Annotated in this window: 8 protein-coding genes; 3 read left to right on the top strand and 5 right to left on the bottom strand. The window is 71.9% G+C overall.

The genetic code is table 11. The features are described from left to right. Positions 1-59 precede the first annotated feature (59 nt). Positions 60-1,502, top strand: coding sequence for an Ig-like domain-containing protein (locus tag WMF39_RS02385; protein WP_437743933.1), 1,443 nt, complete (start codon positions 60-62; stop codon positions 1,500-1,502). Between the two features lie 3 nt (positions 1,503-1,505). Here WMF39_RS02385 and ftsH read toward each other — a convergent pair whose 3' ends face one another. Then, a complete protein-coding gene (ftsH, locus tag WMF39_RS02380) occupies positions 1,506-3,365 on the bottom strand; it encodes an ATP-dependent zinc metalloprotease FtsH (RefSeq protein ID WP_437743932.1) in 1,860 nt (619 codons plus the stop codon). 255 nt (positions 3,366-3,620) lie between these two features. Here ftsH and WMF39_RS02375 point away from each other — a divergent pair, with 255 nt between their 5' ends. Next, complete coding sequence (locus WMF39_RS02375) at positions 3,621-4,580, top strand: DUF58 domain-containing protein (RefSeq protein WP_437743931.1); 960 nt, start codon at positions 3,621-3,623, stop codon at positions 4,578-4,580. Continuing rightward, positions 4,577-6,745 (top strand): VWA domain-containing protein, encoded by a 2,169-nt coding sequence (locus tag WMF39_RS02370; protein ID WP_437743930.1) that lies wholly within the window; start codon positions 4,577-4,579, stop codon positions 6,743-6,745. The genes WMF39_RS02375 and WMF39_RS02370 overlap by 4 nt, the downstream gene beginning before the upstream one ends. 112 nt (positions 6,746-6,857) lie before the next feature. On the opposite strand, the gene panB is transcribed toward WMF39_RS02370, so the two are convergent. The 4 genes from panB to rpoC form a co-directional block, all read right to left on the bottom strand. Continuing rightward, entirely contained in the window at positions 6,858-7,805 is a 948-nt protein-coding gene (gene panB, locus WMF39_RS02365) for a 3-methyl-2-oxobutanoate hydroxymethyltransferase (RefSeq protein ID WP_437743929.1), read from the bottom strand. Between the two features lie 207 nt (positions 7,806-8,012). Next, positions 8,013-8,642, bottom strand: coding sequence for a GNAT family N-acetyltransferase (locus tag WMF39_RS02360; protein ID WP_437743928.1), 630 nt, complete (start codon positions 8,640-8,642; stop codon positions 8,013-8,015). A 21-nt stretch (positions 8,643-8,663) separates the two neighbouring features. Beyond that, positions 8,664-10,901, bottom strand: a complete 2,238-nt coding sequence (locus WMF39_RS02355; RefSeq protein ID WP_437743927.1) for an HD domain-containing phosphohydrolase — start codon at positions 10,899-10,901, stop codon at positions 8,664-8,666. A gap of 396 nt (positions 10,902-11,297) precedes the next feature. Further along, the gene (gene rpoC / locus WMF39_RS02350) at positions 11,298-15,581 is read right to left on the bottom strand and encodes a DNA-directed RNA polymerase subunit beta' (protein WP_437743926.1); all 4,284 of its coding nucleotides are present in this window, start codon (positions 15,579-15,581) and stop codon (positions 11,298-11,300) included. Positions 15,582-15,652 lie beyond the last annotated feature (71 nt).

Here is a 15,652-nt window from a genome sequence, read left to right as displayed (position 1 = left end):
GCCGCCATCGGGGGGCTGCGGCCATGGCGTGGAGCGCGAGGATCGTGGTAATCGTTCTCATGCGTTCCTTGCTGTCCGACGGCGCTGCCCTCGCGGCCTTCCGCTCTGCTCGGCCCCGGCGGCGGCGCGCTCTCCCCTGCGTCGCCGCCGCGCTCGCCCTCCTCGCCCCCGCGGCCGCTTCGGCCTATGACTCGCTCGCCGTGCCGTGCGCGGACGACCCGCTCCAGTGCGCGCGGGGACCGCTCACGTTTCAGCGCAAAGACGCCATCCCGCTCGAGCTCGACTTCGATACAGGCTGGGTCCCGCCGGGCTCACCGCTCCAAGTCAGCCTCGGGGCGGCGGTCTACGCCGATACCCAGGTCTCGTTGAACGGAGCGCTCGAGGCGTCGTGGCCAGAGGCGCTCGCGCTCAAGGCGCCAGGCGCCCCGGATGGAGGCGCGTTCAGCTGCGATGTTGGACTCGATGTCAGCGCACAGGGACGCATCAGCGTTTCCGTCCTGGGCCAGGACTTCGACTGGACGGGGGATATCCCCTATGTGCCCCAGATCGATTTCCAGGTGCACGCGCGAGAGCAGTTCGACGCCTGGGGCTGGGAGCCGGGCATCACGCTGGAGAGCTCCACCGCGCTGCAGCGCGTTGCGTCCGTATCGCTCGGCGACCTCATCGGCGGCTCGATCCCCGGAATCGACGGGAGGTTCGAGCTCGACATCGCGATGGACGTCGCGGCCCGCTACACGACCCATCGCGTGGCCATCGAGACGCTCGATCAGGCGACGGTGAGCGGAGGCGACATCACCTCCGAAGGCGGAGCCTCCTCCGTGGACTACCTGGGAGGCCCGTCGGTCGAGCTCAACGTTCGTCCGGAGGGCTCGGTGCGGTACGACGGCACGCTCCACCTCGTCCCCGCGTTCAGCGTCAGCCTGCTGGGCCGCTCGTGGTCGATCCCGCTCGCCGACATCCCGCTCGCCTTTCCGCTCACCGAGCGGGAATGGGTCTTCGAGAGCGAGCGCGTCCATGTGCCGCTCCCGGACCTCGCGCTGGACAAGCAGGAGATCGATTTCGGCGCCGTGGAGGTGGGGCAGGCCAACGTGGAGCTCGTCCGGCTGTCGAACGCGGGGGAGGCGCTGCTCGATGCCGTCGTGACGACCGACGACCCGGAGAGCTTCGAGCTCGCGGACGCGGCGCTCGGGATCGACCCAGAAACGGAGATCGACTTCGCGATCCGCTTCGCGCCGAAGGCCAGCGGCGAGCTCGCGGCGACCGTCCTCGTCGAGTCCAACGACCCCGACCGACCCGTGCAGATGATCGCGGTGCGAGGGATCGGCGTCGGCGAGCCGGAGGCCCCGGCAGGCGGCGAGCTCGCGGAGGAGGACGGCGGCTGCGCCTGCCGCGCGGCCGGGGGCGCGCCGCGCGGGAGCGCCGGCGGCCGGGCGTGGGCGGCCGCCGGCCTGTCGCTCGCCGCGCTCGCGGGCGGCCTCAGGCGCCGGCGGCGCGCGGCCTGAGGCTCACGCCGCGCTCGGCGGGCCCACGGCGATCTTCCGCCGCGTCGACACGGCCGCGACCTCCTCCAGCTCCTCGCCGCGCAGCGTCTCCTTGAGCACGAGCGCCTCCGCGACCGCCTCGAGGCCCTCGCGGCGATCGACGAGCAGCTGCTTGGCCTTCAGGTACATCTCGCCGAGGCGCTCCCTCACCTCCTCGTCGACCTCGCGGGCGGTCTCCTCGCTGCACGTGCGCTCCTCCTGGAGCACGCCGAGCATCGGCGCGCCGACGGTGCGCGCGAGCGCGGCCAGCCCGAGGCGCCGGCTCATCCCGAGGCGGGTCACCATCTCGCGGACGAGCGCCGTGGCGCGCCCGAGATCGTCGTGCGCGCCGCTCGACACCTGCCCCAGCGCGAGCTCCTCCGCCGCCCTGCCGCCGAGCATCACCGTGACGCGCGACTCGATCTCCTGCTCGGTGACCAGCTGGCGCTCGTCGCGGGGCACCTGGATCGTGACGCCGAGCGCGCCGATCGTGCGGGCCACGATAGACACCCGCTCTACCGGATCGGCGGCCGGCAGCGCGAGCGCGACGAGGGCGTGCCCGGCCTCGTGGTAGGCCACGCGCCGCCGCTCCTCCGCGGTCATGATCTGCCCGCGGCGCCGGAGCCCGAGCTGCGAGCGATCGAGCGCCTCGTCGAAATCGGCCTGTCCGATCTCGCTCGCGCCGCGCCGCGCCCCGGCCAGCGCGGCCTCGTTGACGATCTTCGCGAGATCGGCGCCGACCATGCCCGGCGTGCGGCGCGCCACGAGCCCGAGATCGACGTCGCTCGCGAGCGGCACCCGCCGCGCATGGACGGCGAGGATCGCCTCGCGGCCCCGCAGATCGGGCCGATCCACGATGACCTGGCGATCGAAGCGCCCGGGCCGCAGGAGCGCCGGATCGAGCACCTCGGGGCGGTTGGTGGCGGCCATCAGGATCACGGTGGTGCGCGCGTCGAAGCCGTCGAGCTCGGCGAGGAGCTGGTGGAGCGTCTGCTCTCGCTCGTCGTGGGTCGCGAGGGCGCCGAGGCCGCCCCGGGTCCTGCCCACGGCGTCGATCTCGTCGATGAACACGATGCTGGGCGCGCTCTTGCGCGCCTCCTCGAAGAGCTCGCGGACCCGCGCGGCCCCGAGCCCCACGAACATCTCGACGAACTCGCTCGCGTTCAGCGAGAAGAACGGCACGTTCGCCTCGCCCGCCACCGCCCGCGCGAGCAGCGTCTTGCCGGTGCCCGGCGGCCCGATGAGCAGGAGGCCGCGCGGGATCCGCCCGCCCAGCGAGCGGTACCTCGAGGGCTCCTTGAGGAAGTCGACGACCTCGACGAGCTCGTCCTTGGCCTCATCGACGCCGGCGACGTCCGGGAAGCGCACCGGATCCTGCCTGGATCGATCGTAGATCTTCGCCTTGCTGCGCAGGAACCCGAGCGGCCCGCCGGCCCCCTGCCCCGCCCGCCGCAGCATCATGAAGAACGCCGCGTTGATGAGGAGGAGCGGCAACATCCAGATCGCCACCTGCATCCACACCGACGTCTGGGGGCTCTTCGCCTCGATGCGGACCTGCTTGTCGAGCAGCGCCCTCACGAGCGGCTCGTCCTCGACGCCGGGCAGCCGCGTCACGCGGACGCGCTCCTCCGGTCGTTGCGGGCTCTCGCGGCGGATCAGCTCGATCTCGTCGGGCTTCACGATCGCCGCGGAGATCTCCCCGCGCCGCACCTCGGCGACCGCCTCGTCGTACGGCACGAGCGGGCGCCCTCGTGACCTGACGATCCCGGAAAGGACCAGGATCCCGACCGCGATCAGCAGGTACCCGAGCCACGCGCGCGACGCCGGCCTCTTCTCGTCAGCCATTCCACGGAGCTGATGTGCGGCGGGCGTCGCCTCGGCAAGCCCTCGCCCCCGGAAGAACGGGAAAGCCCACGAGAAAGCCGCGCGAGGGAGGGAGCCCAGGAGCGTCCCCGAGCGCGGCTCGGCGCGCCGCCGGCGCTCGGCAGCCGCGCGTCCACCGACAGCGCCGACGCACGGCTGCAGCGCGTCCACCCGCAGCGCCGACGCGCCGCTGCCGCGAGGTGATCGCCCGGTGGATCCAGGCTAAGAAGCGACACCGTGCCGCTCGCCTCCGACCGCGCCTCGCTCGCAGCGTTCCCCATCGACTGGGGCGGGCTCGCCCCGCTCCGCCTCAAGTCGCGCGCCGTCGCCGAGGGCGTCTACGCCGGCATGCACCGGAGCGTCCGCAAGGGCGCGGGGGTCGAGTTCGGCGGTCAGCGGCCCTATGTGCCCGGCGACGATCTCCGCTTCTTCGATCGCCGCGCCCTGCTCCGCCACGATCGCCTCATGGTGCGCGAGTTCGAGACCGAGACCGATCGCGCCCTGTGGCTGTGCGTCGACGCGACCGCCTCGATGTCCTACCGCGGCCGGCGCGCGCCCGGCGCCAAGCTGGCCTACGCGGCGCTCATCGCCGCGGCCATGGCCCGCGTCGCGCTCGCCACCGGCGACCCGGTGGGGCTCGCCTGGCTCGGCGGCGCCGGCACCCACGGCCTGCCCGCGATGGCGGGGCGCGAGGCGTTCGAGCGGATCGTCGGCGCCCTCGAGGCCACCTCCGCCGCCCAGGATTGGAGCGGCGACGCCGGCGCCGTCGAGCGCGCGCTCGCGCCCATCGCGAAGAAGGCCCGCCGCGGCGCCGTCGTCCTCCTCATCTCAGATCTCATCGATCTTGCTCATGAGTCCGGCGCGGCCCCGTCGGGCGCCGATCGCGCGCTCTCGGCGTTCACGTCGCTGAGCACCGGCGGCCGCACGCTGATCGCGCTCCAGGTCCTCGATCCCAGCGAGGCGACGCTCGACTTCGAGGGCAACGTGCGCCTCCGCGCCCTGGAGGGCGGCGCGGTCGTGGAGGCCGACGCGGGCGCGGTCCGCGCGCAGTACCAGGCGCGCCTCGCCGCCCTGGCCGAGGCCTGGTCGCGGGCGCTCGCGTCGCGCGGCGGCCGCCTGCTCCGCGCGACGAGCGCCGATCCTCCGACCGACGTCGTCCGCTCGCTCGTGCAGGCGATCGCCGAGGTGCGCCGATGAGCTTCGTCACGCTCGGCGCGCTGCTGGTCGCGCTGCTCGTCGGCGCGCCGGTCGCCGCGCACCTCCTGCGCCGTCGCCGCGCCGAGGAGCGGCCGTTCCCGCCGGCGCGCCTGGTCCCGCCCACGCCGCCGACGGCGCGGCGCCGGAGCCTCCTCGAGGACCGCGCCCTCTTCGCCACCCGGGCCGTCTCGGTGATCGCGCTCGCGGTGCTCGGCGCGACGCCGCTCCTGCGCTGCTCGCACCTGTCGCTCAGCCGCAGGGCCGGCGCGTCGGTCGCGCTCGCCATCGTCGTCGACGACTCGCTCAGCATGCGGGCGCGCACGGACGGCGCCGAGGGCGCCGCGCGCGACGGGCGGTCGATCGACGATTCCTCGCACGATTCCTCGCACGATTCCTCGCATGCGCCCTCGCGGTTCGAGCGCGCGCTCACGGCCGCGCGCGAGCTCGCCGGCGGCCTCGCTCCCGGCGACGCCGCGGCGCTCGTCCTCGCGGGCGCCCCGGCCCGCGTCGCCCTCGCGTCGACCACCAACCTCGCCGCCGTCAGCGAGGCGCTCGCCGCGGCGGCGCCGTCGGACCGCGCCACCGACATCGACGGCGCCCTCGCGCTCGCCCGCGATCTGCTCCGTGGGCTGCCTCAGAGCGACAAACGCATCGTGCTCCTCAGCGACCTCGCGGACGGCACGCCCAACGCCCCGCCCATCTCGGGCACCCCCGACATCGCCACGTGGGTGCCGCTCCAGGAGCTCGAGGCGACGGGCCAGGACTGCGGGATCGTGCGCGCCGATCGATCCGGCCAGAAGGCGCGCGTCCGCGTCGTCTGCACCGCCGCGTCGACCGCGGCGCGCGGGCCCGACGTCGCCGTCGCGCAGCGAGACGGCGGCGCGGACGCGCCGCCCGCGGCGGGCGCCGCCGCAGGCGCCTCGGCGACAGGCGCCTCCGCGGCGGCGGGGCGAGCCCTCGAGGTGCGCGCCGGCGACGCCGTGCTCGGCAAGGTCGCGCTCGATCCGGCCCTGCGCGCCGAGGAGCTCTCGATCGACCTCCCGGCCGCGGCGCCCGAGATCCTGATCGCCGCGCTCACCGGCGGCGACGCGATCGCCGAGGACGACCGCGCCCCGATCATCTCCGCCGGCGGCCCGCTCTCGATCGCGGTCGTGGTCGACCCCGCGACCACGCACGTCGAGACGGGCGGCCCGCCGCCGCTCGAGCAGGCCCTCTCGGCGCTCGACCTGGACGCGCAGATCAGGCCGCTTCCCTCGGTCCCGGAGCACGCGGACGAGCTGGCCGCGCATGCGGGGCTCATCGTCGACGACGCGCCCGGCTTCACGCCGGAGGTGCGCCGCTCGCTCGCCGCGTGGGTCGAGCGGGGCGGCGTCGCGCTGCTGACGCTCGGCCAGCGCGCGGCCGCGGCGCCGCTCGGCGCCGGGTTCGAGCCGCTGGTCCCGGGCGTCGTCCGCTGGTCGGCCTCCCCGGTGCCCGGCGTGGACCCGGCGACGGCAGGCTGGCTCGGCCCGTCCGCGCCCAGCCTCGCCGACGTCGCCCCGCGCGGCCGGGCGACGCTGGGCGCGGAGGCCTCGGAGGGCGCCGAGGTGCTCGCCCGGTGGGCGGACGGCGCCCCGTTCCTCGTGCGCCGCCCGCTCGGGCGCGGCGTGGTGCTGTTCATGACGCTGCCCCTCGGCACGGAGGAGAGCGACGTCGCGCTGCGGCCCGCGTTCCTGTCGTTGCTCGACGGCTTCGTCGGCGCCGCGCGCGCCCGCGGCGACGCGCGGCGCCTCGCCGCGGGCGAGCTGTGGACGTTCGACGGCTACCACGACGTCAAGGTCGAGCGCGTGCGGGTCGACCGCGACGGGGCCTCGCAGTCACGCGAGGCGCTCCCCGTCGCCGAGGTCGAGCGGCGCCTGCGCGTGTCTCCGCCGCTCGCCGGCCTCTACGAGCTCACCCTGGACGGCGAGCGCTCGACGCGCGTCGTGTCGGTCCCGGAGCGCGAGATCGACCTCCGCCCGAGGCGCGTCGCCGAGAGCGCCCGCGCGGCAGAGCTGGGCGGCATGGCCGCATCCATCGACGGGTCGCCCTACGTCGCGCTCCTGCTGCTCCTGTTGCTCGCGGTCGAGCTCTTGCTGCGCGCCATCGGAGGGCGGCAGGAGCCGGCGGAAGGCCAGGCGAGCTGAGGCCGGCCCCCTCCGGCGCGCTTGCCCGCGCGGAGCGCGCGCCTGCCGGCGCGGAGCAGCCGGCGTCGAGTCGAGTCGAGTCAACCGGCCGCGCCACGCCGCGCTGCCGCGCTCAGTGCGTCTGCCAGTGCGGGGGGATCTCGTCGGCCGGCGCGAACTCGGTCTTGGCCGGCGCAGCGGGCACGCTGGCGGCCCGGCGAGGCCCGTTCGGCTTGAAGCTGTGCTCTGCAGCGGGGAACGCGCGCGACTGCACCTCGTCCACGTAGGCGCGCGTCGCCTCCACGATCTGATCGCCGACCTCGGCGAAGCGCTTCGCGAACTTCGGCGTCAGCTCGCGGAACATCCCGAGCAGGTCATAACAGACGAGCACCTGCCCGTCGCAGCCGGCCCCGGCGCCGATCCCGATCGTCGGGACGGAGACCGCGGCCGTCACCTCCTCCGCGAGATCCGGCGGGATGGCCTCGAGCACGATCGCGTAGACGCCCGCCTCGTCGAGGATGCGCGCGTCGGCGATGAGGCGCTCGGCCGCCTCGTCGCCCTTGCCCTGCACCTTGAACCCGCCCATCGCGTGCACCGACTGCGGCGTGAGCCCGAGGTGACCCATCACCGGGATGCCCGCGGCGACGATCCGGCGCACGTGCTCGGCGATCTCCTCGCCTCCCTCGAGCTTGATGCTCTCGAAGCTGCCCTCCTTCATCATGCGCCCGGCGTTCTCGAGCGCGTGCATCGGAGAGAGCTGGAAGCTCATGAACGGCATGTCGCCCACGACGTGGGCCCGCCGCGCGCCGCGCACCACCGCGCGCCCGTGGTAACAGATCTCCTCGACCGTCACGGGGAGCGTCGTCGTGTGCCCCTGCACGACCATCCCCAGCGAGTCGCCGACGAGCAGCAGATCGGCGCCGCCCTCGTCGAGCAGCCGCGCCATCGTGAAGTCGTACGCCGTCACCATCGCGATCGGCGAGACCCCTTTGCGGGAGCGGATCTCGGGGACCGTGACCTTCGTCGAGCGCTGCGCTGGCCTGCGTGCGCTGCCGCCACCGTTGCCTTGCGGACCGTACATGTGCCTCCGGGTCGCGGCCGCACTCGCGGTCCACGCCTCGGGACAAGCTAGGGCGGCGCCCGCTGCGGGGCAAGACGCGGCGCGCGGCGGTCGCGGGGCGGTAAGCCGCAATCTTCAGCGTTCTCGCCTGGTTGCCGGCCGGTCGCCGGCCGGCAGGGGCGTGCGGCCAGGACGCCGCGCGGCGGCGCGATCCCAGGAGCGGCCGGATCAACCGTGGCGGGGGCCGGCGCCGCGGACGGGGTGCGCTGCCCCCGTCGTTCGCGAGCCGCCCGGAGGCGCGGACCTCGGGTTGGTCAGCGCGGTCAGGACGTGATCGCGCCACGCACCATCGATGAACAGGTAATCGCGCGCATACCCCTCGACGGCGAAGCCGAGGCGCCGGAGCAGCCGGCCGCTGCGCTCGTTGTGCGGCAGGTAGTTCGCCATCACCCGGTGGAAGCCGAGCGTGTCGAACATGTACGCGATCGCCGCCTCGATCGCCTCGAACATCAGGCCTGAGCCAACGGCGCGCTGGTCGAGCGAGTAGCCGAGGGTCGCGGCCTGGAAGGCGCCGCGGACGAACTGCGTGAAGTTGCAGACCCCGATCACCTCGCCGCCGGGGGCGCCGCGCGACTGCAGCGCGAGCCGGAGCGCGCGATCCGCGGCGAAGTCCTCGTGGTCGCGGAGGAGGCGCTCACGCCAGAACGCCTCGGTGTAGAAGCCCTCGGGGCGCGGCGGATCCCACCGCGCCAGGTGGTCGCGGTTGCGCTCGAAATAGGCGAGGTAGCGGCCAGCGAACTCGACGGGAGGGATGAAGAGGCGCAGCCGCGGGGTCTCGATGCAGACGGGGCTCTTCAAGGGGTCTCCAGCGCGACGCGCCTAGGACAGGGTCCCTTCATCGAGGCGTCGCATCCCTTCGAGGAGCAGCGCCTCGGGTGACGCGGTGATGCTGCGGGTGCTGGGCGAGAAGCTCGGGTCGAGGCGGAAGTCGCCCTCCCGGAGCGTGAGCATCCGGTAGAACGCGTCCTCGCCCAGCGCGCCGGCCCAGAGCGCATGGACGACCTGTCCATCGGCGAAGTGGATCTCGCCGGCCATGGAGTTCGCCTGGATCTTGAGCGCGCACGTCTTCCGGCCGTGCCAGAGGATCTGGATCATGTCCGGCAGGCCCATCTCGGCGAGCGAGCCGGACACGCCGCGGGGGACGGAGGTCGTGGAGCGCCGCTCGATGAGCTGGCGGAGCTTGGCGGCCATGACGTCGGTCGACGCCGGCTTCGAGACGAAGTCGTCGACGCCGAGATCGAAGGCGCGCTGGGCGGTCTGCCGGTCCGTCTTCGCGGTGAGGATGACCCACGTCTTGTCGCGGCCGAAGCCGAGCTTCAGCGCGTCGGAGCGGAGCGTGAGGCCGGCGTCGGGCTCCTCGAGGTCGATCTCGCTGACGACCACCTCGATGTCCTTCGTCTCGAGCTCGCGGCGCGCCTGCGCCACGTTGCGCGCGATCGAGACCTCGAAGCCCTGCTCGAGCAGGCGCAGCTCGAGCACCGTCGTCTCCTCGGGATCCGGGTCGACGATGAGCGCCTGGTGCCGATCGGAGAGCAGCTTCGCGCGCATGTCGTCGCCCGTCATGACCTGGCGGAAGAGATCGACGATGTTCGGATCGAAGATGGTGGCGCGGTACTGGGCGAGCACGTCGCAGGCCTCCGGCGGGCGGAGCGCCTTGCGGTACGGGTTGCGCGGGTTCTGCGTGAGATCGGCGTAGGTGTCCGCGACCGCGAGGATGCGCGCGCCGAGCGGGATCTCCTTGCCAGACAGGCCATCGGGGAAGCCGCTGCCGTCGTAGCGCTCGTACATCATGCTGATCGCCGAGACGACCTCCTGCGGCAGCCCCACCGACTCCATGAGGTGCGCCGGAAGATCGACGCTCTTCGTCGCGGCGAGCCGGTGCCCCTCGTACTCGGCGACGTTGAGCGCGGTGAGGTGGTACGGGCCGTTCTTGCCGAGGTCGTGCAGGTAGGCCGAGGCCACGTAGCTCGCGACCGTCGTCGGCGGCAGGCCGATGCGCTCGCAGAGCTTGCGGACGATGCGGGCGACCGTGGAGGAGTGGCCTCGAAGGTCTTGCCGCGCGTTCTCGAGCAGGCTCACGAGGACGTTGAGCGTCTCGACGTACGCGTGGGTCGTCGTCGGATGCGGCGGCGGCGGGGGCGGCGCCGCGGCGACCGGCGCGGAGATCGGCGCCGGAGCGACGTGCTGCTGGGGGGGCGGCGATGGGGGCACCGGCGTGGGCGGGGGCCCGGCCGGGGCCACTCGGGGCGGCGCGGAGGGCGCCCGCATCACCGCGGGCACCTGCGGCGCCGTGACGAGCGGCGCAGGCACCGGCGCCGCCTGCGTGGGCGCCGCGTGCGCCGGCTGCACGTGCATCGCCTGCGGGTGCATCGGCGCCGCCTGCGTGGGCGCCGCGTGCGCCGGCAGCCCGTGCATCGTTTGCCCGTGCGCCGGCTGCGGGACCACCGCCGGCACGTGCGTCATCGACGCGCGCTCGTGCGTGATCGATGCGCGCTCGTGCGTCATCGACGCGCGCTCGAACGGGTTATTGCTGTTGGTGTAGAGGATCTCGTCGAACGAGTTGACCGGGCGCAGAAGCGAGCTGAACGCGGTCGTGTCGCCCCGGTAGTGGTACGCGATGGCCGCGCGGACCGCCGCCGGCCTGGCGACGATGGCGCGTACGTCCCGCACGCCCGCGGCGAGCCGGATCTCGTGCAGCGCGACGTCGTTGTCGGGATCCGCCGTCGCGACCGAGAGCGTCGTGTTCCGATCGTCGAGCAGCACCGGGAAGACACCGTGCAACGTCGCGGTGATCGCCGAGACCTTGGCGAGCACGCGGGGCTCGATGATCGCCTTCGAGAGCTTCTCGGTCGAGACGAAGCGGGTGTTGTGGACGGTCGCGATGAACTTCAGGAGCTCGGCCTCGTTGACGATGTCGAGCTCGATGATGGCGTCCTCGATACGGCCGCGCGTACGCATCGCGTACTCCACCGCACGACGGTGATCGTCCGGGGTGATGCGCCCCTCGAGGACGAGGCGATCGGCAATCCGCTGGTTCAATCCTTGAACGGAAGCCATCGAAACCCTGATTCTACCCAGAAATTGGAGGTGGCGCGCCCAAGAACCCTCGCGGAACGGGAGCACGCGGGGAGAGCTGGCCAGCCGCTCGCGGCGTATGCAGCCATGGGGTGCGCTCGAGGAATGAGAGCAGAGCTCGGCGCGGCGCGCGAGCCCCGTGAGCATTCCAGCCGACGCCGGTTGGCTGGCGATGCCCGCTCGACCCGATACGCTGCGACGTGGAAGTGAAGACTGGCTCCGGGTAGGCGCGCGCGCCACGTCCGGCGCGGCTCGCCAGGCTGGTCACCTTGGGGCGACGGGCAAAACGCCTCCCGAGCGCTGCGAGCGCGCTTCGGGAGATGGGCGGCGCGCCCGGGGTCGGGGTTGAATCCCGCCCTGGGCGCGCCTGCAGGTCGGCTACTCCTCGTTCACGGCCGTGAGCGTCTCCTCGGGACGCGGCCTGGGGGCGACGTACGGCGCTTGCGCCACCGGCTCGCCCTCGACCACGACCTGGAGGCGCTTGTAGGCGGGCAGCCCCGTCCCGGCCGGGATCAGGCGGCCCATGATGACGTTCTCCTTGAGACCGCGGAGATCGTCCGTCTTGCCGTTGATCGCGGCCTCGGTGAGCACCTTGGTCGTCTCCTGGAACGACGAGGCGCTGATGAACGACTCGGTCGACAGGCTGGCCTTGGTGATGCCGAGCAGGAGCGCCTCGGCGATGGCGGGCTTGCCGCCGCGCTCGAGCACGGTCTCGTTCTCCTTCTCGAAGATGTGCTTCTCGACCTGCTCGTCCACCAGGAAGTTCGTATCGCCGACCTCGCGCACCCGGACCCGCCGGAGCATCTGCCGGACGATGACCTCGATGTGCTTGTCGTTGATGCCGACGCCCTGGAGCCGGTAGACCTGCTGGATCTCGTTCACGAGCCAGGCCGAGAGCTCCTTCTCGCCCTTCACCCGGAGGATGTCGTGCGGGTTCGGCGGGCCGTCCTGGAGGGGGTCGCCCGCGCGCACCCGGTCACCCGGCTGCACCTGGATGTGCTTGCCCTTCGGGATCAGGTACTCGCGCGCCTGATCGCCGAGCGCGTGCCCGTCCGGCGAGTACGGCGTGATGATGACCTTCCGCTTGCCCTTCGTGTCCTTGCCGAACGTGACCTCGCCGTCGATCTCGCTGATGATCGCGTGATCCTTCGGCTTTCGGGCCTCGAACAGCTCGGCGACGCGGGGCAGACCGCCGGTGATGTCCTGCACCTTCGTCGTGTCGCGCGGGATCTTGGCGATGACCTCGCCGGCCTCGATGAGATCCCCCTCCTGCGCGACGATGTGGGCGCCGACAGGGAGCAGGTAGCGCGCCTCGAGCTCGCTGTTCGGGAGCTTCAGCGTCTTGCCCGACTCCGGGTCCTTCAGCGAGATGCGCGGGCGGACGTCGGCCGCCTTCGACTCGATGACGACCTTTCGCGAGAGGCCCGTCACCTCGTCGAGGCGATCCTGCACGCTGACACCCTCGATGAGGTCGCCGAACTTCACCACGCCGGAGACCTCGGTGAGGATCGGCGTCGCGAACTGGTCCCACTCGGCGAGCAGCTCGCCGGGCTTGGTGCGCTCGCCGTCGGCCTTCTTGAGGATGGCGCCGTAGACGAGGCGGTTGTGCTCGCGCTCGCGCCCCGTCTCGTCGACGACCACGATCTCGCCGTGGCGGTTCATGACCACCATGGTGCCGTCCTTCTTCTTCTGGACGACCGCGCGGCGGAGGCGGACGGTGCCCTCGGTGCGGGCCTCGAGGTAGCTCGCCTCGATCTTGCCGCGCGCCGCGGTGCCGCCGATGTGGAAGGTGCGCATCGTGAGCTGCGTGCCCGGCTCGCCGATCGACTGGGCGGCGATGATGCCCACCGCCTCGCCGATGTTGACCCGGTAGCCGCGCGCGAGGTCGCGCCCGTAGCACAGCGCGCAGACCCCGCGGCGGAGCTGGCACGTGAGCACCGAGCGGATGACGACCTCCTCGATGCCGGCGTCCTCGATGGACCGCACCGCCTGCTCGTCGAGCTCGGTGTTCGCCGTGATCAGCACCTCGCCGGTGAGCGGGTCGACGACGTCCTCCAGCGCGACGCGGCCGAGGATGCGGTCGCCGAGCGGCTGGATGACCTCGCCGGCCTCCTCGAGCTTCGCCACGCGGATGCCGTCGAGCGTGCCGCAGTCGAACTCGGAGATGACCGCGTCCTGCGCCACGTCGACGAGCCGCCGGGTGAGGTACCCGGAGTTCGCCGTCTTGAGCGCCGTGTCGGCGAGCCCCTTCCGGGCGCCGTGTGTCGAGATGAAGTACTGGAGCACGCTGAGACCCTCGCGGAAGTTCGCGGTGATCGGCGTCTCGATGATCTCGCCGGACGGCTTGGCCATCAGGCCGCGCATCGCGGCCAGCTGCCGGATCTGCTGCGTGGAGCCGCGCGCGCCGGAGTCGGCCATGATGTAGATGGGGTTGAAGCTCGGCTCGATCGACTCCTTGCCCGTCTCGTGGTCGACGACCGTCTCCTTGCCGATGCCGGCCATCATCTCGGTCGTGACCTGGTCGGCGATGCTCGCCCAGATATCGACGATCTTGTTGTACCGCTCGCCGTCGGTGATGAGCCCCTCCTGGTACTGCTCGACGACGCGCTCGACCTCCTTCTGCGCCTCGCCGAGGAGGACCTTCTTGGCCGCCGGGATCACCATGTGATCCATGCAGATCGAGATACCGGCCCGCATCGCGTGGTCGAAGCCGAGCGTGCGGAGCCGGTCCGCGAGGAGGACGGTCTCCTTGTTGCGGTGGATGCGGTAGCAGACGTCGATGAGCGCCGAGAGCGCCTTCTTGTCGAGGGTCTTGTTCGCGTACTCGAACGCGACCCCCTTCGGGAGGACCTCGGAGATGATGACGCGGCCCACCGTGGTCTCGACGATGCGGCGCTTCACGTGGCCGAACTCGTCGAGCTGCGGGTTGCCGTCGTCGTCGATGATCGGGACGCGGACGCGGATGCCGGCGTGCAGCGCGACCTCGCCGTTGTCGTACGCCATCCGCACCTCCTCGAGGGAGGCGTAGATGCCGCGCAGGTAGCCCTGCGCCACGCCGTCCTCGCCGAAGGCGAGGGTGTCCGCGCGGTACGACCCCTTCTCGAACTTCCGCTCGCGGGTCGCGTAGTAGAGCCCGAGCACGATGTCCTGGGTCGGGTTGATGATCGGCTTACCGCTCGCGGGCGAGAGGATGTTGTTCGTGCTCATCATGAGCACGCGCGCCTCCATCTGCGCCTCGACCGACAGCGGCACGTGGACCGCCATCTGGTCGCCGTCGAAGTCGGCGTTGAACGCCGCGCAGACCAGCGGGTGCAGCTGGATCGCCTTGCCCTCGATGAGGACCGGCTCGAACGCCTGGATGCCGAGGCGGTGGAGCGTCGGGGCGCGGTTCAGGAGCACCGGGTGCTCGCTGATGACCTCCTCGAGGATGTCCCAGACCTCCGGGCGCTCCTTCTCCACCATCTTCTTGGCGCTCTTGATGGTGTTGACGTAGCCGCGCTCTTCCAGCTTGTTGTAGATGAACGGCTTGAAGAGCTCGAGCGCCATCTTCTTGGGCAGGCCGCACTGGTGCAGGCGCAGGGTCGGGCCCACGACGATGACGGAGCGGCCCGAGTAGTCGACGCGCTTGCCGAGCAGGTTCTGGCGGAACCGGCCCTGCTTGCCCTTCAGCATGTCGGAGAGCGACTTGAGCGGGCGCTTGTTCGGGCCGGTGATCGTCTTGCCGCGGCGGCCGTTGTCGAACAGCGCGTCGACCGCCTCCTGCAGCATCCGGCGCTCGTTCCGGATGATGATCTCCGGCGCGTTCAGCTCGAGGAGCCGCTTCAGGCGGTTGTTGCGGTTGATGACGCGGCGGTAGAGGTCGTTGAGATCGCTGGTCGCGAAGCGGCCGCCGTCCAGGGGGACGAGCGGGCGCAGATCCGGCGGGAGCACCGGGATCACGGTCAGCATCATCCACTCGGGCCGGTTGCCGCTCTCGCGGAACGCCTCGACGACCTTGAGCCGCTTCGCGAGCTTCTTCCGCTTGGCCTCGCTGGTCGCGGCGCGCATCTCCGTCCTGAGCAGCTCCGCCAGGCCGTGGACGTCGACCTGCTTGAGCATCTCGAGGATCGCCTCGCCGCCCATGCCGGCGCTGAACTTGTCGTCACCGTACTCGTCGAGGAGCTGCAGATACCGCTCCTCGCTCAGGAGATCGCCCCGCATGAGGCCAGTCTCCTTGGGATCGATGACGATGTACGCCTCGCAATAAAGCACCTTCTCCAGGTCCTTGAGCGTGATGTCGAGCATGTTGCCGATGCGCGACGGCAGGCTCTTCAGGAACCAGATGTGGGCGACCGGCGTGGCCAGCGAGATGTGCCCGAGCCGCTCGCGCCGGACCTTCGACTGGATGACCTCGACGCCGCACTTCTCGCACACGATGCCACGGTGCTTCATGCGCTTGTACTTGCCGCAGTTGCACTCGTAGTCCTTCACAGGCCCGAAGATCTTGGCGCAGAACAGACCATCGCGCTCCGGCTTGAACGTCCGGTAGTTGATGGTCTCCGGCTTCTTCACCTCGCCGTGCGACCACTCGCGGATCTTCTCCGGGCTCGCGAGCGAGATGCGGATGGCGCTGAACGACAGCGGGTCCTTGGGCTTCTCGAAGAAGCTGAAGATGTCACGCATGGAGACCTCCGGAGACAGAAACGAAACCGATGAACCTGTCCGCGCCGACTGCTTGAGTCTTCGGGAGCGCG

This window comes from Sorangium sp. So ce1504 (assembly GCF_051521635.1).
Lineage (GTDB): Bacteria > Myxococcota_A > Polyangia > Polyangiales > Polyangiaceae > Sorangium > Sorangium cellulosum_B.
Note: the sequence above shows the minus strand (reverse complement) of the source record. Positions and strands in the feature narration are given on the sequence as shown.

What these genes read in the sequence shown, in the direction of transcription:
- panB (WP_437743929.1), bottom strand. Translation starts at nt 7,805, where the DNA reads ATGTACGGTCCGCAAGGCAACGGTGGCGGCAGCGCACGCAGGCCAGCG.
- rpoC (WP_437743926.1), bottom strand. Translation starts at nt 15,581, where the DNA reads ATGCGTGACATCTTCAGCTTCTTCGAGAAGCCCAAGGACCCGCTGTCG.
- ftsH (WP_437743932.1), bottom strand. Translation starts at nt 3,365, where the DNA reads ATGGCTGACGAGAAGAGGCCGGCGTCGCGCGCGTGGCTCGGGTACCTG.
- WMF39_RS02385 (WP_437743933.1), top strand. Translation starts at nt 60, where the DNA reads ATGCGTTCCTTGCTGTCCGACGGCGCTGCCCTCGCGGCCTTCCGCTCT.
- WMF39_RS02370 (WP_437743930.1), top strand. Translation starts at nt 4,577, where the DNA reads ATGAGCTTCGTCACGCTCGGCGCGCTGCTGGTCGCGCTGCTCGTCGGC.
- WMF39_RS02355 (WP_437743927.1), bottom strand. Translation starts at nt 10,901, where the DNA reads ATGGCTTCCGTTCAAGGATTGAACCAGCGGATTGCCGATCGCCTCGTC.